General features: G+C 72.2%; 13 protein-coding genes. 8 read left to right on the forward strand and 5 right to left on the reverse strand.

Annotated features, from left to right (window positions below; translation table 11 throughout):
* Window positions 1–195: 195 nt before the first annotated feature.
* From ABD332_RS06765 to ABD332_RS06790, 6 genes are all read left to right on the forward strand, one after another.
* Window positions 196–7,098 (forward strand): polymorphic toxin-type HINT domain-containing protein, encoded by a 6,903-nt coding sequence (locus ABD332_RS06765; RefSeq protein ID WP_344500616.1) that lies wholly within the window; start codon window positions 196–198, stop codon window positions 7,096–7,098.
* Window positions 7,099–7,120: 22 nt separating this feature from the next.
* On the forward strand, window positions 7,121–8,149 hold the full coding sequence (locus tag ABD332_RS06770) for a hypothetical protein (RefSeq protein ID WP_344500618.1): 1,029 nt from the start codon (window positions 7,121–7,123) through the stop codon (window positions 8,147–8,149).
* 334 nt (window positions 8,150–8,483) lie between these two features.
* Window positions 8,484–8,750 (forward strand): hypothetical protein, encoded by a 267-nt coding sequence (locus ABD332_RS06775; RefSeq protein ID WP_344500620.1) that lies wholly within the window; start codon window positions 8,484–8,486, stop codon window positions 8,748–8,750.
* Between the two features lie 110 nt (window positions 8,751–8,860).
* Window positions 8,861–9,955: a tetratricopeptide repeat protein gene (locus ABD332_RS06780; RefSeq protein WP_344500622.1), complete on the forward strand. Its 1,095-nt coding sequence runs from the start codon at window positions 8,861–8,863 to the stop codon at window positions 9,953–9,955.
* Between the two features lie 2 nt (window positions 9,956–9,957).
* On the forward strand, window positions 9,958–12,666 hold the full coding sequence (locus ABD332_RS06785) for a cysteine peptidase family C39 domain-containing protein (RefSeq protein WP_344500624.1): 2,709 nt from the start codon (window positions 9,958–9,960) through the stop codon (window positions 12,664–12,666).
* The gene (locus tag ABD332_RS06790) at window positions 12,663–14,174 is read left to right on the forward strand and encodes an ATP-binding cassette domain-containing protein (protein ID WP_344500626.1); all 1,512 of its coding nucleotides are present in this window, start codon (window positions 12,663–12,665) and stop codon (window positions 14,172–14,174) included. The genes ABD332_RS06785 and ABD332_RS06790 overlap by 4 nt, the downstream gene beginning before the upstream one ends.
* Window positions 14,175–14,181: 7 nt before the next feature.
* Here ABD332_RS06790 and ABD332_RS06795 read toward each other — a convergent pair whose 3' ends face one another.
* Window positions 14,182–15,294, reverse strand: coding sequence for a hypothetical protein (locus ABD332_RS06795; protein ID WP_344500628.1), 1,113 nt, complete (start codon window positions 15,292–15,294; stop codon window positions 14,182–14,184).
* A gap of 75 nt (window positions 15,295–15,369) precedes the next feature.
* Here ABD332_RS06795 and ABD332_RS06800 point away from each other — a divergent pair, with 75 nt between their 5' ends.
* Window positions 15,370–16,071 carry a Clp protease N-terminal domain-containing protein gene (locus tag ABD332_RS06800; protein WP_344500630.1) on the forward strand — a complete coding sequence of 234 codons (702 nt, stop codon included), beginning with the start codon at window positions 15,370–15,372 and terminating at the stop codon, window positions 16,069–16,071.
* 33 nt (window positions 16,072–16,104) lie between these two features.
* Here ABD332_RS06800 and ABD332_RS06805 read toward each other — a convergent pair whose 3' ends face one another.
* Complete coding sequence (locus ABD332_RS06805) at window positions 16,105–16,527, reverse strand: hypothetical protein (protein ID WP_344500632.1); 423 nt, start codon at window positions 16,525–16,527, stop codon at window positions 16,105–16,107.
* 85 nt (window positions 16,528–16,612) lie between these two features.
* On the opposite strand from ABD332_RS06805, the gene ABD332_RS06810 reads away from it, so the two are divergent.
* Entirely contained in the window at window positions 16,613–17,380 is a 768-nt protein-coding gene (locus ABD332_RS06810) for a helix-turn-helix domain-containing protein (protein WP_344500634.1), read from the forward strand.
* 8 nt (window positions 17,381–17,388) lie between these two features.
* Here ABD332_RS06810 and ABD332_RS06815 read toward each other — a convergent pair whose 3' ends face one another.
* Genes ABD332_RS06815 through ABD332_RS06825 form a run of 3 tightly spaced genes read right to left on the reverse strand, consistent with a single transcriptional unit; the run spans window position 17,389 to window position 19,891 of the window.
* A complete protein-coding gene (locus ABD332_RS06815; RefSeq protein WP_344500636.1) occupies window positions 17,389–17,958 on the reverse strand; it encodes a hypothetical protein in 570 nt (189 codons plus the stop codon).
* A 47-nt stretch (window positions 17,959–18,005) separates the two neighbouring features.
* On the reverse strand, window positions 18,006–18,656 hold the full coding sequence (locus tag ABD332_RS06820) for a LuxR C-terminal-related transcriptional regulator (protein WP_344500638.1): 651 nt from the start codon (window positions 18,654–18,656) through the stop codon (window positions 18,006–18,008).
* On the reverse strand, window positions 18,608–19,891 hold the full coding sequence (locus tag ABD332_RS06825) for a sensor histidine kinase (RefSeq protein WP_344500640.1): 1,284 nt from the start codon (window positions 19,889–19,891) through the stop codon (window positions 18,608–18,610). The genes ABD332_RS06820 and ABD332_RS06825 overlap by 49 nt, the downstream gene beginning before the upstream one ends.
* Window positions 19,892–19,949: the final 58 nt, after the last annotated feature.

Consider the following 19,949-nt stretch of genomic DNA (forward strand, 5'->3'; position numbering starts at 1 on the left):
ACATTGAGTCCGCGGATGCTCTGTATGCCGGCGTAGACCGGCCGGATTCCTCTTCTTCATCTGCCGTCGTTCGACTTTCGCCCAGCCGCCGTCACTTGTGGACGGTGGCCGCTCACTCATTGCCGCGGAGGAACCGTGTCCTTCAGCCCTGCCCTGCCATTGCTGCCACGCCGGTCTCGCCGGCTGTTCGGGCGCGTGACGCGTGTCGTCGCCGCGTCTGCGATCCTGTCGCTGGCCGCCACCAACCTTGTCGTGCCGCCGGTGCAGGCGGCGCCGCAGGTGACGAAGCCTGAGGCGGCGCAGCGCTACAAGGATGTGCCTGGTGGCACGGTGGCGGTGAAGGAGCCGCAGCCGGGGACGGCGTCGGCGGCGGCGCGCCGCGCGTCGGTCGGCTCGGTGCAGTGGCCGGCCGCTGCGACCGCGGACGTGAACATCGCCGCGGCGCGGTCGCAGCTGCGGGCCTCTGGCAGCGCGTCGCCGGCGGAGACGTCGGTGTCGGTGCCTGGTGCGCCGTTGCGGGTGGTGTCCGGCGCGAAGGGTCCGGAGCGGGTCCGGGTGCAGACGCTGTCGCAGGACGAGGTCCGCGCGGCGGGCGTGCAGGGCGTGATGTTCCGGGTCGCGCGGACCGACAACGCCGCCGCCACGGGTGCGGTGAAGCTGGAGACGAGCTACGCGGCGTTCGAGTCGGCGTTCGGTGCGGACTGGGGGAGCCGGCTGCGGCTCCTGGTCGTCCCGGAGTGCCACCAGACCACCCCGGATGACGCGGCGTGCCGGCCGGTGCCGGTGAAGTCCGACAACAACGTGAAGACGAAGACGGTGTCCGGTGAGGTGACGCTGCCGGCGGCCGTCACGACCGCGGCCGCATCGAAGCTGACCTCGGGCAGTGTCACGGTGGCCCTGGCGGCGGGGGCGTCAGGCGGTGCTGGTGACTTCGGTGCCACGACCCTCGCGCCGTCCTCGACGTGGTCGCACGGTGGTTCGGCCGGCGGGTTCTCCTGGTCCTACCCGATGCGCGTCCCGCCGGCGGTCGGTGGACCCGCCCCGACGGTGGGGTTGAGTTACTCGTCGCAGTCGGTGGATGGCCGGCAGGCGGCGTCGAACAACCAGCCGGGCTGGATCGGTGAGGGGTTCTCGTACGACACGGGCTTCATCGAGCGCCGGTACGTGGGCTGCGCGGACGACAAGACCAACGGGAACAACACCGAGGACACCGGTGACCTGTGCTGGGCCACGGACAATGCGGTGATGTCGCTCAACGGCGGCGGTGGCGAGCTGCTCAAGGACGCCAACGGTCTGTGGCATCCGGTGCAGGATGACGGGTCGCGGATCGAGAAGGTGGTCGGCGGGGCCAACACCAACGGTGACGACAACGGTGAGTACTGGAAGGTCACCGCGTCCGACGGCACGAAGTACTTCTTCGGGCGGAGCCGGTTGCAGGGTTGGACAGCCGGGAAGCTGGAGACCAACTCGGTCCAGACCGTTCCGGTCGCCGGTAACCAGACGGGCGAGCCGTGCAAGGCTGCGACGTTCGCGGCGTCGTTCTGCACCCAGGCGTACCGGTGGAACCTCGACTACATCGAGGACGTGTACGGGAACACGGCGTCGCTGTGGTACGCGCGGGACACGAACTACTACGCGAAGAACAAGCAGGAGAATTCGCCGGTCGTCTACCACCGCGACGCCTACCCCGTCCGGATCGACTACGGCACCGACAACCGCACCGTCGTCAACGGGGCCCGGACGGACTCCGCGTACACGGGGACGGCCGCGCCGGCTCAGGTGCACTTCGGTGTGTCGGACCGGTGCGTGACGGCGAACTGTGGGACGAAGGACAAGACGAACTGGCCGGACACGCCGTGGGACCAGAACTGCGCGTCGAGCGGGACGTGCTGGCAGTCGGGGCCGTCGTTCTGGAGCAGCAAGCGGCTCACCAGCGTCACCACGAAGGTGCGGAAGGGCAGCGGATACCAGGACGTCGACCAGTGGATCCTGCGGCAGTCGTTCCCCGACCCGGGCGACGGCACCCGCGCCGGCCTGTGGCTGGAAGGCATCACCCACAAGGGCCTCAACGGCACCGCGGTGACGCTTCCCGAGGTGACGTTCGAGGGCATCCAGCTACCGAACCGGGTCGACGCGGTCTGGTCGGACTTCGCGCCGGCAATGAACTGGTGGCGGATCACGTCCATCCGCACCGAGGCGGGTGCGGAGATCGCTGTTGATTACAGCGACCCCGACTGTGTGAACCCGGGCCGGCTGCCGAACGTGAACGCGTTGGACAGCAACACGTTGCGGTGCTATCCGGTGAAGTGGGTGCCGCAGGGGTACACGCAGCCCAGGACGGACTACTTCCACACGTACGTGGTCGATTCGGTGCAGCAGATCGACCTGACCGCCGGTGGCAGTGCGACGAAGACGTTCTACGAGTACGAGAACCCGCAGAATCTTCCGTTGTGGCACTGGGACGGTGAGGACGGCCTGGTCCAGGCGAAGTACAAGTCGTGGGGTCAGTGGCGCGGCTACCCGTACGTGAAGACGAAGTTCGGTGAAGGCGCGAAGCAGCAGGTGATGAAGACCCTGTACTTCCGCGGCATGCACGGCGACAAGACGGCATCCGGCACCCGCACGGTCAACGTGGAAGGCCTCGAGGGTGGTCCGTTCCCGGACTACGAGCAGTTCGCCGGGTCGCCTCGTGAACAGCTCGTCTATCTGGACGGTGCGGTCAACGCCGGCACGGTGACGACGCCGTGGCGGTCGACGACGGCCGCCGCGAGCCGGACGATCAACAACGTCGTCACCGAGTCCCGGTACGCGGGCACCGAGAAGACCGCGACCCGGGCGTCGATCAGCAACAACCAGTGGCGCCGGTTCGAGACGGTGATCGAGAACGATCAGCGGGGTGTGCCGCTCAAGGTGAAGGACCTCGGCAACCCCGCCGACACCACCGACGACAAGTGCACGCTGCAGGAGTACCTGCCGAACACCGACCCGAACGTGTGGCTTCTGCACTCGGTGAAGCGGGTGCGGTCCTGGGCCGGTGACTGCTCGGCGAGTGCGCCGTCCGCGGCGGATCAGGTCATCTCCGACATGCGGTTCACGTATGACGACCTGGCGTACGGCGCAACGCCGACCACGGGCCTGGTCACGAAGATCGAGCGGATGAGCGCCTGGAACGGTGGCAACGTCCAGTTCCAGACCGTCGGCACGTACAAGCACGACGTCCACGGCCGCACGACCGAGTCGACCGACATCGCCGGACGGCTGTCGAAGACCGACTACTCGCCGGCGACGGGTGGCCCGCTGGTCGGGATGACGACGAAGAACCCGAAGCTGTGGGAGACCACGGTCACCATCGACCCCGCCCACGGCGAGGTGCTCACCGAGTCCGACATCAACACCCGCATCACCTCGGCGCAGTACGACGGGCTCGGCCGTCGCACGAAGGTGTGGTACGCCGACCGGCCGCAGGCCAGCAACCTGAACACGCCCAGCGTCGAATACCGGTACACCATCAGCAAAACCTCGGTGAACGCCGTCGAGACCCGCGCCCAGGACGCGAACGGCAACTACCAGTCGCTGTTCGACCTGTACGACGGGCTGCTGCGGCCCCGGCAGAAGCAGACCCAGGCGGTCGGTGGGGGCAGGATCATCGCCGACACCAACTTCTACGACTCGTTCGGCCGGGTGTGGAAGACCAACCAGGCCTACGACACCACCGGCACGGCCGGCACGACCCTGCACCAGCCGGCGGATCTCGACGTGCCGGCGCAGACCCGGGTCTCGTTCGACACGCTGGGCCGCACGACGGAGACCGCGCTGTACTCCGAGAACGTGCGCAAGTGGGGCACGCTCGTGAACTACTACGGCGACTACACGACGGTCACGCCGCCGCTGGGTGGGACCGCGGGTGCGACGTTCACCGACAACCGTGGGCAGACGACGAAGCTGCGTCAGTACCACGGTGGCACGCCGACCGGCACGTACGACGAGCTCAGCTACGGGTACGGCAAGACCGGCCAGCTGGAGAAGGTCACCGACGCGTCCGGCAACGTGTGGTCCTACGAGTACGACGACCTCGGCCGGCTGAAGAAGTCCGTGGATCCGGACAAGGGCGCGGTCGAGCTGACGTACAACGCCTGGGACGAGGTGGAGACCAGCAAGGACGCCGAGAACCGGATCCTGGCGTTCACCTACGACGACCTCGGCCGGCCGGAGACGACCCGCGACGGCAGCATCACCGGAGCGCTGCGGACGAAGACGGTCTACGACCTGCCCGCGAAGGGCCTGACGAAGTCGGTGTCCCGGTTCGTCGGCACCAACGAATACAAGACCGAACTCATCACCGCGGACACGTTGTACCGGCCGACCCAGACCCGGGTGACCATCCCGACCTCCGAGGGTCTGCTGGGCACGTCGTACTCGGTGCGCATGACGTACAAGGTCGACGGCAGCCCGAACACGGTGGTGCTGCCGACCACGGGCAACCTCGCCGGTGAGACGCTGACGTACGAGTACGACAGCACCTCTGCTCTGCCGAAGGCGCTGAGCACGAACTACGGCGACGTGACCCACTACGTCACCGACGCCACCTACACGGAGTTCGGCGAGTCGAGCTCGGTGATCCGGTCCACGGCGCTGACCGGTGCACCCTTCGTGCAGAGCAAGTCCGAGTACGACGACGTCACGCACCAGGTGAAGCGGCAGGCGGTCCTCAAGTCGGTCGGCTCCGCGTACGTCGCGGACGCGGAGTACAAGTACGACCCCGCCGGCAACCTGATCAAGATCGACGACAACCCGCTCAACGGGCAGCGCGACACGCAGTGCTTCGAGTACGACCACGTGCGCCGGCTCAAGCAGGCGTGGACCCCGCAGAGCGGCGACTGCTCCACCGCGCCCGCGTCCACGACGATGGGCGGTCCGGCACCGTACTGGCAGGAGTGGGACTTCGGTGCCGCCACCGACCCCAAGGGGCGGACGGGTTCGCGGCTGAAGGAGACCGACCACCTCACCCCGACCGGGTTGCAGACCACCGACTACACGTACCCGAACCAGGGCGTCGCCGGGACGCAGCCGCACCTGTTGAAGGGTTCCACGCTCAAGAACTCCACCGGGCAGGTCCTCAAGACCTCGACCTTCGAGTACGACAAGACGGGCAACACCGTCTCCCGGCCGGGTCCGAACGGGCAGCAGGACCTGCAGTGGGACGCCGAGGGGCACCTCACCTCAGTGACCGACCCGACCGGCACCACGTCGTACGTCTACGACGGGACCGGCAACCGGCTGCTGGCCAAGGACAGCACCGGCGCCACCCTGTACCTGGGCGGGATGGAGATCCGGCTCACCGGCGCCTCCCTGTCCGCCACCCGCTACTACATGTTCAACGGTCAGGTCGTGGGGCAGCGGACCGGCAGCGGCATCGCCTGGCTCTGCGGTGACCAGCAGGGCACCGGCACCGTCGCGATCAGCGCCGACGCCGCGCAGACCGTGACCCGCCGCCGCCAGACGCCGTACGGAGAAGCCCGTGGCGCCGCGGTGACGTGGCCGAACAAGAAGGGATTCGTCGGCGGCGACACCGACCCGACCGGCCTGGTGCATCTCGGCGCCCGCGAGTACGACCCGAACACCGGGCGGTTCATCTCCGTCGACCCGATCGTCGACTTCAACGACCCGCAACAGCTGCACGGCTACTCGTACTCGAACAACAACCCGACCACGTGGTCGGACCCGAGCGGCCTGAAGTCCGACGCCGGCGACTTCCTCCGCGGCCTGCTCAAGGGCATGTGGAACGCCATCAACATCCTCGCCATGTACCGCGGCCTCAAGAAGATGTTCCAGGACCCCAAGGGCGCCTGGAAGGCCATGGAGGGCGACGCGAAGAAGTGGGAGGAGAAGACCGGCAACTGGCTCATGGGCTGGGCCTGCGCACTCAGTGGGATCTGCGACCAGATCGCCTCGTGCATCGGCGGTGACGCCAGCGCTTACGAGTGCGGCGTGACCATCGGCGAGCTCGTGGTCGAGATGGCGATGTCGGCCCTGACCGGCGGCGCGGGCGGCGTGTCCGCCAAGGCTGCCGGCCTCGCCAAACGGTTGGCCGAGAAGTTCCACGTCAAGATCCCCGGCATCGATACCGGACCCTCACACCACGACCATCACGACGGCAACGGCGGCAGCAACGGCTCGCCACCCGACAACGACTCCGGCGTTCCAGGGTCCGACAAGAACACCGACAAGCCCAAGCGTGACGGGGACGGCACCGACGACTCGAAGGACCCGGAGAAGCCGGGCAAGACCGACGATGACTCGGGCGATTCGTGCAAGCACAGCTTCGACCCGGACACCAAGGTGCTCATGGCGGGCGGCACCGTCAAGGCCATCAAGGACGTCCGGATCGGCGACGAGGTCCTGGCGACCGACCCGGAGACCGGCGAAACCCGCGCTGAGGCCGTCGAGGTCACCCACCTCAACCTCGACAAGGAGTTCGCCACCCTCGATGTGGTGGACGGAGCGGGTGTCAAGGCCACCCTGGAGACGACCGCCAACCACCCGTTCTGGAACGAGTCGCTCGACCAGTGGCAGCGCGCGGGCGACCTGGCGTCGGGCGACCAGCTGGTCGCGCCGAACGGCTCCACGACCGTCGTCACCGGCTCCGTTGTGTGGACCGGCGCGAAGTACATGCACGACCTCACCGTCGCGCAGCTCCACACGTACTACGTGCTCGCCGGCAGCAAGCCGGTCCTCGTGCACAACTGCGGGGACGACGAGGATGAAGGCGCCGGCGACGGCGAGCCCGAGGAGTACCAGCCGCGGCACGCCTCGGACGAGGAGGCCGAACCGAACGACCACGTCGGCAAGCACCGCAAGTGGGAGATCGACAACGGCGTCCGGAGCCACCGTCCGCTCAACTGGTTCGACCGCTCGCTGGCCCACCGCAACGGCGTGAACACCGGCTACCAGGCGCAGAGCAACTTCACCGACCGGTTCGGCGCGTCGATCGGCCTGATCAAGGAGCCCTTCAGCGGGTACGTCCTGTGGGGCGGCCGGGGAGTCATGTTCGCGTATGGTTACGTGAAGGGCTATCGAGCGATCCGGCACCCGAAATAGCTGGGTAGGAGAGATGTCGTCCGTGGGACAGCATGTGTTCGTCGCTCAGGGCCTGTACCGGATCCTGGTCGGTGCCTGCCAGGTCGCGAAGAGCCGGCAGCAGGCAACGATCGGCGCTGACGACATCCAGGAAAGCATGCGGCGCAGGATCCCGAACTTCGTCCCGGGCAGGCTCGCCGGCGCCGGTCCCCTCGCGGACCGGCCCGGCGGCTGGGCCGGATTCGAGGTCGCCGCCACCCTCCGGCAGGCGCGCTGGGAGGCGTTCAGGTCGCCGGGCCGCCGGCGCCCCGGCGACGCCATCCACTGGGGCGACGACGTGCCGGCCGCCATCCGCCGCGCGATCGACCTGGCCCCGCCCGCCCGGCCCGCCGTCGGCACCGGCGACCTCGCCGCGGTGCTGTTCACCGGCTACTCCGCCCTGCCCGGCACCGGCGGTATCGCCTGGCCGAAGGACGACGACCGGCCGTTGCGTCCCTTGACCGACTATCTGCTGCACTGGCGGTATGTCACGCCCGACCCGCAGCCGCAGCAGAAACCCCCGGCCCGATGGGTGTCGGCCTACACGTCGCTGACCGCCGGCGCCGACGTCGTCCTGGCGAACCTGGAGCTCGAGGCGATCCGGCAGGCGGTGCGCCTCGGCCGCGACCGGGTGACGACCGCCGACCTGGTGCTCGCCGTCGCCGCCTTCGAGGACGAGCTGGCCGCCCGCCGGCTGCGACCCGTGCAGGCCCACCGCAGCCTCCTGACGGTCCGCGGCCTCACCTCGGCAGACGCCGCCCTGGCCGCGACCACCGCGACCGACACCGACGACCCCGCCGTCGCCGGGCCGGCCCGGCGCAGAGCCTGGCGCACCAACCCGAACAACCCACCCTGGTCCACCGCCGCGGCCGCCGCGGCGGACCAGGCCCGCACCACCGCCGCCGCGGCCGGCGTCCCGGCCGGCAGCGCCCAGCTGCTCAGCGCCGCCCTGACCGTCCCCGACAACGCCGCCGGGACCCTGCTGCGCGCCCTGCACACCGACCCGTCCGAGGTCCTGCGCGACGCCGCCTGACAGCGCCGGACAGGTCGCTGCGCGAACGCGCTCGTGTTTGGCGGAAAGGTGACAGTGGGCCCGGCCGCTTGACACCGGGTGTGATCGATTCCTGCGGTGCCTGTGACCTCGCCATCAGTGCGAACAACGGCCCGGAGACGGTCACGCACATTCGGGGCAGAGGGCCTCACCGGTGTGACCCCGGCCACTTTTCGGTGGTCTTCTTACCGACAATTCGCGCCGGAACAGCGCTTCTACCCTCGTGGCACCCGACCGGCGAGACGTGCTCCGACCCGGGGACCGGGACGCCACGCGCCGCCGGCGGCCCGTGTGATCCGAGCAGAAGGAAGTGAGCATGTCTGAGCAGACGTCGAAGAAGACCGACGGCGAGACGGACCGGCGCCCGCCGGTGCAGCCGGAGGCCCTGACCACCAGGACCAGCATCACCGCCGGGATCCGTATCGCCAACCACACCGAGGCGCTGACCGTCCGCAGCGCCGTCAAGGCCGGCGGGATCCGGATCCTGAACCACAGCACCGCCCTGACCGTCCGCACGGGGCTGCCGGCCGGCGGCTTCCACACCCAGCACAGCGAGGCGCTGACCGCCCGCAGCCAGGCGTAGGACCGAAGATCGCCGGCCGGGGCGGGCACCGTCCCGGCCGGCGCCGGGACGCCGGCCCGTGCCCCCAGCCCGTACCCCTGCCGGACCACAGCACGGAGACACGCCGGACCATGACGATCACGGACCCGCTCGACGAGGCGGTCGCACTGCACGACCGGGCGCTGTCCGCGATGGCCCTGCACCGGTTCCCGGAGACGGTGCTGCTGTGCCGGGCCGCGCTCGCCGCGTTCGAGGCGCACTGCGGTCCCGGGCATCCCGACGTCGCAAACGTACTGACGCTGCTGGCGACCGCCGAGGACGAGCTGGGCCGGCACACCGCTGCCGAGGAACACCACCGCCGGGCCGTCGGGGTCATGGAGGCGCTGCCGCACGGCGACGGCGACCTGCTGCGGCTGCTCGTCGCGGCCCGGGTCGGGCTGGCCGGCACGCTGCGGCGCCAGGCGCGGTACACCGAGGCCGAGCCGCTGCTGCTCGGCGCGCTGCACGCGGCGCAGGCGTCGCAGGCCTACGACGACGTCGCGCTCGCCTCCATCCACAACGAACTCGGAGTGCTCTACAAGTTCGCCGGGCGCCTCGCGGACGCCGAGCGGCATTACCAGCAGGTGGAGGCGGCCCTCACGGCCCGGCACGGTGCGGACCATCCGGCGCTCGCCGGCCTGTGCCACAACCTGGCCGGGCTGGAACACAGCCGGGGGCGGCCCGCGGAGGCCGAGTCGCGCGCGCGCCGCTCGCTGCGGCTGCACCGTCGCGCGTACCCGGCGGATCACCCCGCCGTGGTCGCCGACGCCGCGCACCTCGGCGTGATCCTGCACGCCGCGGGCAAACCGGCCGATGCCGAGCCGCTGCTGCGGGACGCGGTCGGATACTTCACCGACCGGTACGGCCCCGAGCACTACGACGTCGTCGTCAACCAGCACAACCTCGCGGCCGTCCTCGCCGCGCAGGGGCGGGTCGACGAGGCCGGCGCGCTCTACCGGCAGGCCCTCACCGGCAAACGCGCGACGCTGGGCCCGGACCATCCGGAGCTCGCGTTCACGCTCAACAACCTCGCGGTCCTCGTTGCCGACGCGGGGGACCTGCGGCACGCGACCGAACTGGCCACCGAGGCGCTGCGGATCCTCACCGCGGCGGTCGACGCCGAACATCCCGCCCGCCGCGCCGCCGAGACCAACCTCGCGTCGTTGCGACCTGCCGGGCGGGGCTGAGCATGCGAACGCGCAGGCTCCTGGCGCCCGAGGTGGTCCAGACCTCCACGATGGACTGCGGCCCGGCGACGCTGACCAGCCTGCTCGCCGGGTTCGGCATCCGGGCCGGCTATGCCCGCCTGCGCGACGCCTGCCAGACCGACGTCGACGGCACCTCGATCGACGCGCTGGAAGACGCGGCCGCGCAGCTCGGCCTGCAGGTCCAGCAGGTGATGCTGCCGGCCGACCATCTCGAGCTCGACGCCGCGGGCGCGCTGCCGGCGATCGTCGTCAGCCGCAACCCCGACGGTCTCACGCACTTCGTGGTCGTCTGGCGGCGGCACGGCGGGCTGCTGCAGATCATGGACCCGGCGGTCGGCCGCCGCTGGGTGCCCGCCGCGGCGTTCCGGCGCGACGAGCTGTACCTGCACGAGTTCGGCGTCCCGGCCGACGCGTTCGAGCGCTGGATCCGATCGGCCGCGTTCGGCGACCCCTTGCGGGCGCTGCTGTCGCGCGTACGCGTGCCCGGGACCGTCCTGGACGACTATGCGGCCCGGGACGGCTGGCAGCCGCTCGCCGCGCTGGACGCGGCCACCCGCCAGGCCGCGGCCACCGGCGTGCGCGGTGAGGCGGCGCTGCGGGCGCTCGCCGACGATCCGGCGTCGATCGCCGACGAGCACTGGTTCGCCCGCCCGGAGCCATCGCCGGAGCCATCGCCTGAGTCATCGCCATCGCCTGAGTCATCGCCTGAGTCATCGCCGGACCTGGAGCCGGAGCTGGACGAGACGGGCACGGTCACGATCCGCGGCGCGGTCCTTGTCGCCGTGCGCGGCCGGGCCGGCGACCCTCCAGACCCGGCCGCGCTTCCGCCGGACCTGCGTGCCGCGCTCGCCGGGCCGGACCCCGCACCGTCGCGCTTCCTGCGGGAGCGGCTGCGCGGCCTCGGTCGTCTCCGGCTCGTCGCGGTCGCCGCCGGTGCCGTCCTCGCGGCGGCCGGCGTCCTCGCCGAGGTGGTGCTCGTGCGCGCGCTGCTCTCCGCGGACCCGGGCCGGGTCGTGCCGGCGCTCGTCGCGCTCGCGGTGGCGCTGCTCGCGCTGGACGGCGTCGTGGCCGGCCAGGTCGCCGCCGCCGGCCGTCGCCTCGAACAGGGCCTGCGGACCGCGCTCGCCGGCCGCCTGCCGCGCCTGCCCGACCGGTACATCCGCAGCCGTCCCCTGTCCGACCTGGCCGAGCGGGCACACCGGCTGCACCGCCTGCGGGAGCTGCCGGCGCTCGTCGTCGACGCCGCCCGCACGGGCACCCTGCTGCTCCTGCTCCCGGTCGTCATCGGGCTCGTCGACCCGCGCAGCGCCCTGCCGGCCGCGTGCGCGGCGGTGCTCGGCACGCTCGCCGGCTGGCTGTTCCTGCCGGTGCAGGCGGAGCGCGACCTGCGGATGCGCAGCCACGTCGGGGCGATCGCCCGCTGCTACCTCGACGCGCTCACCGGCCTGACCGCGATCCGCGCGCACCGGGCCGAGGCGGTGGTGCAGGGCATGCACGAGCGGATGCTCGGCCCGTGGGCCGCGGCCGTCCGCGCCGTGCACCGCACCGCCGCCGCTGCGGACCTGGTCCAGGGCGCGATCGGGCTGGGCTGTGTCGCGTGGCTGCTGGCCGGGGCGACCAGCCGGGTCACCGACCCCGCCGCGCTGCTGCTCCTGGTGTACTGGGCGGCGGCGATCCCGGCCCTGGGCCAGCAGCTGGCGGTGCTGGCCCGACGGTTTCCCGGACTGCGCAGCGTCACCCTGCGCCTCGTCGAGCCCTTCGCGACGCCGGCCATCACCGAGCCGCCGGCCATCACCGAGCCGCCGGCCGCCGCCGAGCCGCCGGCCACTGCGGACCGTCCGCATCCCGGGGGTACACGGCTTCGGCTTCGCGATGTCGAGGTGGTCGCCGGCGGGCGGCCGATCCTGAGCGTGACGGACCTCGACGTGCCCGCGGGCGCGCAGATCGCCGTCGTCGGCCGGTCCGGCTCGGGCAAGTCAACGCTCGCCGGGCTGTTGCTCGGCTGGCATACCGCCGCGGCCGGGGTCGTGGAGGTCGACGGCGTCGCGCTCGACGCGGCCGCGCTGCGCCGGGTGACCGCATGGGTCGAGCCGGGCGTGACGCTGTGGAACGCCTCCCTCGCCGACAACCTCCGCTACGGCGGCGACCCGGTGGCGCCACTGTCCGGCGCGATCATCGACGCCGACCTCGGGCCGGTCGTCGACGCGCTCGACACAGGGCCCGGCTCGGGACGTGGTCCGGAGCTCGCTCCGGGGCCCGGCTCGGGACTCTTCAGAGTGCTCGGCGAGCGCGGCGGGCTGCTGTCCGGCGGCGAGGCGCAGCGGGTCCGGCTCGGTCGCGCCCGCAACCAGCCGGGCCGGCGGCTGGTCCTGCTCGACGAGCCGTTCCGCGGGCTGAGCCGGGACCGGCGCCGGCAGCTGCTGGCCCGGGCCCGCGGCTGGTGGCCGGGCGCGACCCTGCTGTTCATCACCCATGACGTCGCCGACACGCTGACCTTCCCGCGGGTCCTGGTGGTCGACGGTGGACGGATCGCCGAGGACGGCATCCCCTCGGCGCTCGCAGCCGATCCGGCGTCCCGGTTCCGCGCGTTGCTCGACGCGGAGAGCACCGTCGACGCGCGGTTCGCGGACCCGTCGTGGCGGCGCGTGCGGGTCGCCGGCGGCACCGTCGCGGTGGAGGTGGACGCGTGATCCGGGTGCTCGTGGTCGCGTTCGCGGTCTGCCACGCCGCGCAGTACGGGCTGTTCCTCGGCTCCTGGCTGGTGCTCGGCGGCGCCGCGCTGGACGGCGACGTCACCGGCCGTAGCATCGCGCTCTGGGCCGCCGCGCTCGCCGGGAGCCTGCTCTGCCGGGCGGCGGCGGTCCGGCTGCAGGGCGAGCTGGCGACGGTGATCGGCCGCCGGCTGCGCGGCCGGCTGCTGCGAGGCGCGCTGGCGCTCAACGAGTCCCACGTACGGCGTGAGGGCACCGGCCACCTCCTCGGCCGGGTCCTGGAGGCGGAGAGCCTGGAGGACCTCGCGGTCGGCGGCGCGCTGGCCGGGCTGGCCGGCGGGCTGGAGCTGGTGCTCGCCGGTGTGCTGCTCACCGCCGCGCTCGGGCCGGTCGCGGGTCTGCTGCTAGCCGCCTGGCTGGTGGTCGCCGCGGTGCTGCTGCGCCGGTACGAGCAGCGCCGCCGCCGGTGGAGCGCGGTCCGGCTGGCGCTGGGCAACACGCTCGCCGAGCAGGTCGCCGGGCACCGGACGCGGGCTGTGCAGCAGCCCGACGACCCGCCCGGCGACGGCACCCACGACCTGTACGCCACGCTGGCCCGCCGGATGGACCGCAGCTGGACGGCGCTCACCGCGCTGGTGCCGCGCGGCTGGGCGCTGACCGGCGTCGTGCTGCTCGCGGCGCGGGCCGCGCAGGGCGCGGACCGGGTGAGCGTGGCCGCCGCGGCGGGCGGCGTGCTGTTCACCTTCGGCGCGCTGGGCCGGCTGGTGGGCGGCCTGGCCGGGGTCGCCGACGCCAGATGCGCCTGGGACGCGCTGCGTCCGCTGCTGCCCAGCGGCTCCACAGAGGACGGTCCACTGTGTCCGGACGGGACGGACGGTGTCCCGCTGCTGGAGGCCGATGACGTCGGCTACACCTATCCCGGGCGTGAGCGGCCGGTCCTGCAACAGGTCACGCTGCGGGTCGACGCCGGCGATCGGATCCTGCTGGAAGGCGCGTCCGGCAGCGGCAAGTCGACCCTCGCCGGACTGCTCGGCGGGCAGCGCGTCCCGTCCAGCGGCGTCCTGCGCCTGCACGGCGCGACGCCGGCCGAGGTCGGCGCCGCCGGGTGGCGCGGCCGGGTCCTGACCGTCCCGCAGCCGGACCACAACCACCTGATGCTCGGCCCGCTCGCGCTCAACCTGCTCATCGGTCGCGGCTGGCCGGCCACGCCCGGCGACCTCGCCGACGCCGACGCGGTCTGCCGCGCCCTCGGCCTCGGCGACCTGCTCGACCGGATGCCGTCCGGGCTCGCGCAGATCGTCGGTGAGACCGGCTGGCAGCTGTCCCACGGCGAGCGGTCGCTGGTGTTCCTGGCCCGGGCGCTCCTGCAGGAGCCGGAGGTGCTGGTGCTCGACGAGACGTTCGGCGCGCTCGACCCGCACACCTTGGAGCGGGCGCTCGCGGTCGCCCGGGAACGCGCGAGGACGCTGCTGGTCATCCGCCAGTGAGCGGTGGTCAGCAGTTGAGGTCGAGGTCGAGGACGGCGACGTCGGTGGGGCCGACGAAGATGACGGTGCCCAGGAAGTCGTCGTCCTCGGTGTCGTCGGGGCGGCCGGTGATCGGCAGGTAGCCGGTGTACAGGACGTCCGGCGGGGTGCCTTGGCCGGCGGTGCGGGTCAGGAGAAGGTCGAGCAGGTCGCGGTACAGGTGCCGGGTGAGGTGGTTCTGCGGGACGTGCGGCCACTCCTCGACGCCGTCCCAGTCGTCGTCGAACAGGTCGCGCAATGAGCCGCGCACGATCGTGTACACGCCGAGGTCGAGCTCCTCGACGGTGACCGGGTGCAGGTGCGGCGGCTCGTCGGGTGGCTCCTCGCGGGTGCGGGTCCACCAGGAGGTGGCGTCGGCGACGGGGTCGGCGGTGTCGCGCGGGCCGATCCACACCCGGAACGTCACGGGGTTGTTGTTGTTCACCCACAGTTCGGCGCTCAGCAGCGTCAGCAGGCACGCGAGCCGGGTGCGCAGCGGACCGTCGGCGCCGTCGGCGGCGAGCACCGGCGGCGGCTCGGTCGTGGCCGCGGGGGACACGGTCAGGCGCAGCGTCCGGCCGTGCGACGGGTCGCGGTGCAGCAGGTGCAGGTCGTCGTGGCCGGTCGAGACGCGCAGCAGGTCGGTGTACGGCCCGGTCAGCCGCCCGGCGAGGTACTCCAGCAGCACGGCGGCCCGGTGGTCGGTCGCGGGGATCCGGGCGGCCAGCAGCGCGGCGACGTCGGCGGCCACGTCGGCCTCGGGGCGGGCGGAGTCGAACGGGCGGCCGGGGGCCGGCTGGACCAGGCTGATCAGGACCTCGGCCGCGACGGGCCCGGTGGGGAAGCCGCCGATGGCCGCGATCGACTCCAGCGCCGGCGGCTGCGGCCACTGCTCGGCGTCGCGGCTGGGCGCGGTGCCGGTGACGCACTCGCCGCGCCAGCCGGGCGTCGCCTCGCCGGTCCACGCGGCCAGCAGCCACACGGCGGCGATCGCCGACCACTGCGCCGACGTCGGCCACGGAGCGCCGTCCAGCGGCGGGGGCAGCGGTTGCCGGTGCCAGCTGTCCGTGTAGCTCCCCGTCTGCCTGCCAGCTTCGGTCACTTCGGCAGTCTAATGGCCACCAGGATCGTCAACGCTGAGTTGACGCAAACCGAATCGTCAACCTATGGTTGACGCATGACGACACCTGAACCCGCCACCAGCCAGATCCGGCTCGACGACCTGATCGAGGCCATCAAGAAGACGCACCCCGAGGCCCTCGACCAGCTCACCAGCGCGGTGCTGGCCGCCGACCACCTCGGCGACGTGGCGGACCACCTGATCGGGCACTTCGTGGACCAGGCCCGCCGCTCCGGCGCCTCCTGGACGGACATCGGCCGCAGCATGGGCGTCACCAAGCAGGCGGCCCAGAAGCGGTTCGTCGCCAAGGGCGAGGCGCCCGACCTCGACGCCAGCCAGGGCTTCAGCCGCTTCACCGACCGGGCCCGGAAGGTCGTCGTCGCGTCGCAGGAGGAGGCCCGTGCCAGAGGCAACGACCACATCAGCGTGGGGCACCTGCTGCTCGGCCTGGTCGCCGACCCGACCGCGCTCGGCGCCCAGACGATCGTCGCCCAGGGCGTGTCGCTGGACGCCGTCCGGGAGACCGCCGTCGCGACCCTGCCGCCGGCCGCCGACGCCGTGCCCGCGCTCATCCCGTTCGACGCGCACGCCAAGAAGGGCCTGGAGCTGACCTTCCGGGAGGCCCTGCGGATGAACCACAACCACGTGGGCACCGAGCACATCCTGCTCGCGCTGCTCGAGCTCGAGGACGGCACGGGCGTCCTCGCCGGCCTGGGCGTCGACAAGGCCGCGGCGGAAGCGTCCATCGCGGCCGCGTAGGACCGTCGGTCCATCGCGGCCGCATGGGACGGGTCAGGCCTCGATGAACTGGTAGTCGGCGGCGATCCGGCCGTCGGGGGAGAGGACGAGGATCTCCAGGCCGACGCCGGCGGGGGCGCCCCCGCCGGTGGGCACCATCTCCCAGTGGAACTTGACCACGTCGTGGAGGCGGTCGGCGTCGCCCCGGGCGCGGAAGACGTAGCCACCGGGCGCGACGAACTCCTCGTACGCGCGAGACACCCGCGACTCGAGCGCGTCATGGCCGCGGGCCTCCAGCGCGAGCCGGCCGAAGCCGAGACCGGCGGCCGCCTGGCGCATCTCCAGCGGCGGCTGCAGGACGTGCACGGCGTCGCCGGTCCACAGGTCACACACGGCGGCGCGGCGGCGGGCCGGGTCGGGCTCGCCCCACACGGCGACGTAACGGTCGATGAGCTGCTGCAGATCGTGATCGGACATGCGCCGAACTGTGCTGCGTCCACCGCCTACCGGCAATTCCCCGCAGGGAATCGTCAGGCGGCCGGCGAACCGGTAGACAGAAGGCATGATCGCCGAAGCGTTGCGGACGTGGCGGACCCGGCGGCGGGTCAGCCAGCTGGAGCTGGCGGCACGGGCCGGGACCACCCAGCGGCACGTCAGCTTCATCGAGAGCGGGCGGTCGGCACCCGGACGCTCGATGATCATCCGGCTGGCGGAGTCCCTGGAGGTGCCGATCCGGGAGCGCAACGAGCTGCTGCTCGCCGCGGGGTTCGCGCCCGCGTACCCGCACGGCGACCTCGACGGGCCCGAGCTCAGGTCGGTCCGGACGGCGCTCGAACGGGTGCTGCACGGGCACCTGCCGTACCCGGCGGTCGTCGTGGACCGGCACGGCGACCTCGTCGCCGCCAACGCCGGATTCGACGCCATCACCCGCGGCGTCACCCCGTCGCTGCGGGCGGCGCCAGTGTCAGTACCGCGGATCCTCCTGCACCCGGAAGGGCTCGCGCCACGGATCGTGAACCTGGCCCAGTGGGCGTGGCACGTCATCGACCGGGTCGGGGCGGAGAGCGAACGCAACCCGAGCGACCGGCTCGCCCGCCTCGCCGAAGAGCTCGCCGGGTACGCGCCGCCACGGCAGGTGCCGCAGGACCACCTCGGGTTCGCGGTGCCGCTACGGCTGCGAGCGGCCGGTCACGAGCTGCGGCTCGTCACCACCCTCACCCACTTCGGCACCGCGACCGACGTGACCGTGGCGGAGCTGCGGCTGGAAGCGTTCCTGCCGGCCGACGACGCGACCGCCGCCGCACTCAACGACCTGGTGGACGCGAGATAGGGCAGCCGTCAGGGGCGCCAGCCCGGCAGCCGCCGCGCGGACTGGGCCGGCCCGTGATCCTCGGGACCGGTCACCCCGGCCGCCGCTCTGGCGGGGAGGGCGCGGACGAACGCGATCGTCATGACGAAGACGACCAGGCTGATGCCCAGCATGGTGGCGCCCCCGCCGAGCACGGTGGACATGTCGGGGCGCGGCCGGTCGGCCCGCTGCACGTTCGAGCACGGCTGCCAGCGCGAGTAGTGCACCTCGGTGGCATCGCCGACCTCGACCCGCCGGTCGTCCGGAAACAGCCGGGCGGTCGTCTCACAACGGGTGCCGTCGGGCAGCACGAAGACCGACGTGTACTGCCACTGCAGTTGATCGGTGTTCGACCATGCGGCGTCGTCGATCGCGGCGAACTCACTCGGGAGGGTCGGGTACCGGTCGACCCGCTGGACGGTCGCGATGGCCTCGCCGCCGTGGGTGTCCTCCCACGTCAGCCACAGGCCCAGCCCGACCAGGACGGTCGCGAACGTGATCCAGACACCGAAGAACCAGAGCACACCGCGCAACGACCGTGGACCGCGATAGAACCTCATGCCGTCTCCCCCGCAGAGCATCACCCCAGATATATAGATTAGTTGCGTCAGGCGAGTTGGTCGAGGTAGGTGAGCACGGCCATGACGCGGCGGTTGTCGTCGCCGGACGGGGGGAGGCCGAGCTTGCTGAAGATGTTGTTGATGTGCTTGCTGACGGCCTTCTCCGTCACGAACAGCCGGCCGGCGATCGCCGCGTTGGAGCGGCCCTCCGCCATCAGGGCAAGGACCTCGCGTTCGCGGGCGGTGAGCGTGTCGGCGATCCGGTCGGCGGGGCGGCGGGCCAGCAACAGCGCGATCACCTCCGGGTCCATGACGGTGCCGCCCTCCGCGACGCGGCGGACCCCGTCGATGAACTGGCCCACGTTGGAGACCCGGTCCTTCAGCAGGTAGCCGACGCCGCCGGCGCCCGAAGCGAGCAGCTCCCGCGCGTACAGCTGCTCGACGTGCTGCGAGAGCACGAGGATCGGCATCCCGGGGACCTCGGCGCGGGCCGCGATCGAGGCCTGCAGCCCCTCGTCGGTGAAGGTGGGCGGCAGCCGCACGTCGACGACCGCCACGTCGGGGCGGTGGGTGAGCAGCGCGGGCAGCAGCGACGGACCGTTGTCGACGGCCGCGACGACCTCGAAGTCGAACGCCTGCAGGATGTGGATCAGTCCGTCGCGGAGGAGGGCGAGGTCCTCGGCGATGACAACTCGCACGGCAGCTCCATCGTCACGGTGGTGGGTCCGCCGGGCGGACTGGCCACGGACATGGTGCCATCAAACGCGGCGAGGCGTCGCTCGATCCCCCTCAGCCCGCTGCCGGCGGCAGGGTCGGCGCCGCCCCGGCCGTCGTCGCTGACCTCGATGAGGATGCGGTCGCGCCGGTACGACAGGCGGATCCGCGCGCCGGACGCGCCGCTGTGCTTCGCGATGTTCGTCAGGGCCTCGGCGACCGCGAAGTAGGCCGCCGACTCCACCGGCGGCGGTGGGCGGCCCGGCAGGTCGACGTCGGCGTCGACGGGCAGCGGCGCGCTGATCGCGAGCGCGCGGACGGCGCCGTCGAGGCCGCGCTCGGCGAGGACCGGCGGGTGGATGCCGCGGACCAGGTCGCGCAGCTCCGCCAGGGCGAGGCCGCTGTGCTCGCGGGCCTGCGCCATGAGCCGCATCGCCGCCTCCGGGTCACGGGCCATCAGCTCCTCGGCGAGGCCGAGCTTCATGCTGACCGCGACGAGCCGCGCCTGCGCGCCGTCGTGCAGGTCCCGCTCGATCCGCCGCAGCTCGGTCGCCTGCGCGTCGACGGTGTCGGTGCGGGTCTGGGTGAGCCGGTCGACCCGCTGGGCGAGCGCGGCTGCCCGCGTCGGCGCCAGGAACCACTGGGTGAACTGCGCGTACCAGCGCAGCGTGTACGGGGTGAGCGTCAGCCCGGCGGCCAGGATGCCGACCCCCTGCGGCCAGCTCGCCAGCGCCTTCGCGAGGTTGTCCATGGGCCAGAAGACGCCGTAGCCGTACCAGTCCATCACGAAGTACAGCAGCACCGGCACGCCGAGCACGCCCTCGACGCCGCTGGCGATCAGGGCCGGCGGGGTGATCAGCAGCAGCCCCACCACCTGCACGGACAACACCAGCCACAGCAGGTCCCGCCAGGTCGCGGGGTCCGTCACCACCCAGCGGTACAGGCGCCACAGGCCGGCGTCGGCGGGGCGCTGCCGGTACGGACGCGGAATCACGACACCGGTCCACTCCGTCAGCAGCCGGCGGTGCAGGTCGGTGACGGCGCGGACGCCGACCGCGACGAGCGGCACGAGGAAGATGCCGACGCCGGCGACCGTGAGCACGACCGACACGACGAAGAGCACGAGCAGGGCGATGTTCGTGGACAGCGTGCCGATCGCCAGCAGGATGCTGCGCAATCCCGCCAGCAGTCCGCGTTTGACGCGATCGGATGCAGGCACGGTCCCATTCTCGCCCACGCGCCCGGCGGTGGCGGTGGTGCTATCACCACCACGGTTC

The sequence above is a fragment of the Dactylosporangium maewongense genome, from assembly GCF_039531485.1.
GTDB lineage: Bacteria > Actinomycetota > Actinomycetes > Mycobacteriales > Micromonosporaceae > Dactylosporangium > Dactylosporangium maewongense.

What these genes read in the sequence shown, in the direction of transcription:
- ABD332_RS06800 (WP_344500630.1), top strand. Translation starts at nt 15,370, where the DNA reads ATGACGACACCTGAACCCGCCACCAGCCAGATCCGGCTCGACGACCTG.
- ABD332_RS06785 (WP_344500624.1), top strand. Translation starts at nt 9,958, where the DNA reads ATGCGAACGCGCAGGCTCCTGGCGCCCGAGGTGGTCCAGACCTCCACG.
- ABD332_RS06810 (WP_344500634.1), top strand. Translation starts at nt 16,613, where the DNA reads ATGATCGCCGAAGCGTTGCGGACGTGGCGGACCCGGCGGCGGGTCAGC.
- ABD332_RS06805 (WP_344500632.1), bottom strand. Translation starts at nt 16,527, where the DNA reads ATGTCCGATCACGATCTGCAGCAGCTCATCGACCGTTACGTCGCCGTG.
- ABD332_RS06780 (WP_344500622.1), top strand. Translation starts at nt 8,861, where the DNA reads ATGACGATCACGGACCCGCTCGACGAGGCGGTCGCACTGCACGACCGG.
- ABD332_RS06775 (WP_344500620.1), top strand. Translation starts at nt 8,484, where the DNA reads ATGTCTGAGCAGACGTCGAAGAAGACCGACGGCGAGACGGACCGGCGC.
- ABD332_RS06815 (WP_344500636.1), bottom strand. Translation starts at nt 17,958, where the DNA reads ATGAGGTTCTATCGCGGTCCACGGTCGTTGCGCGGTGTGCTCTGGTTC.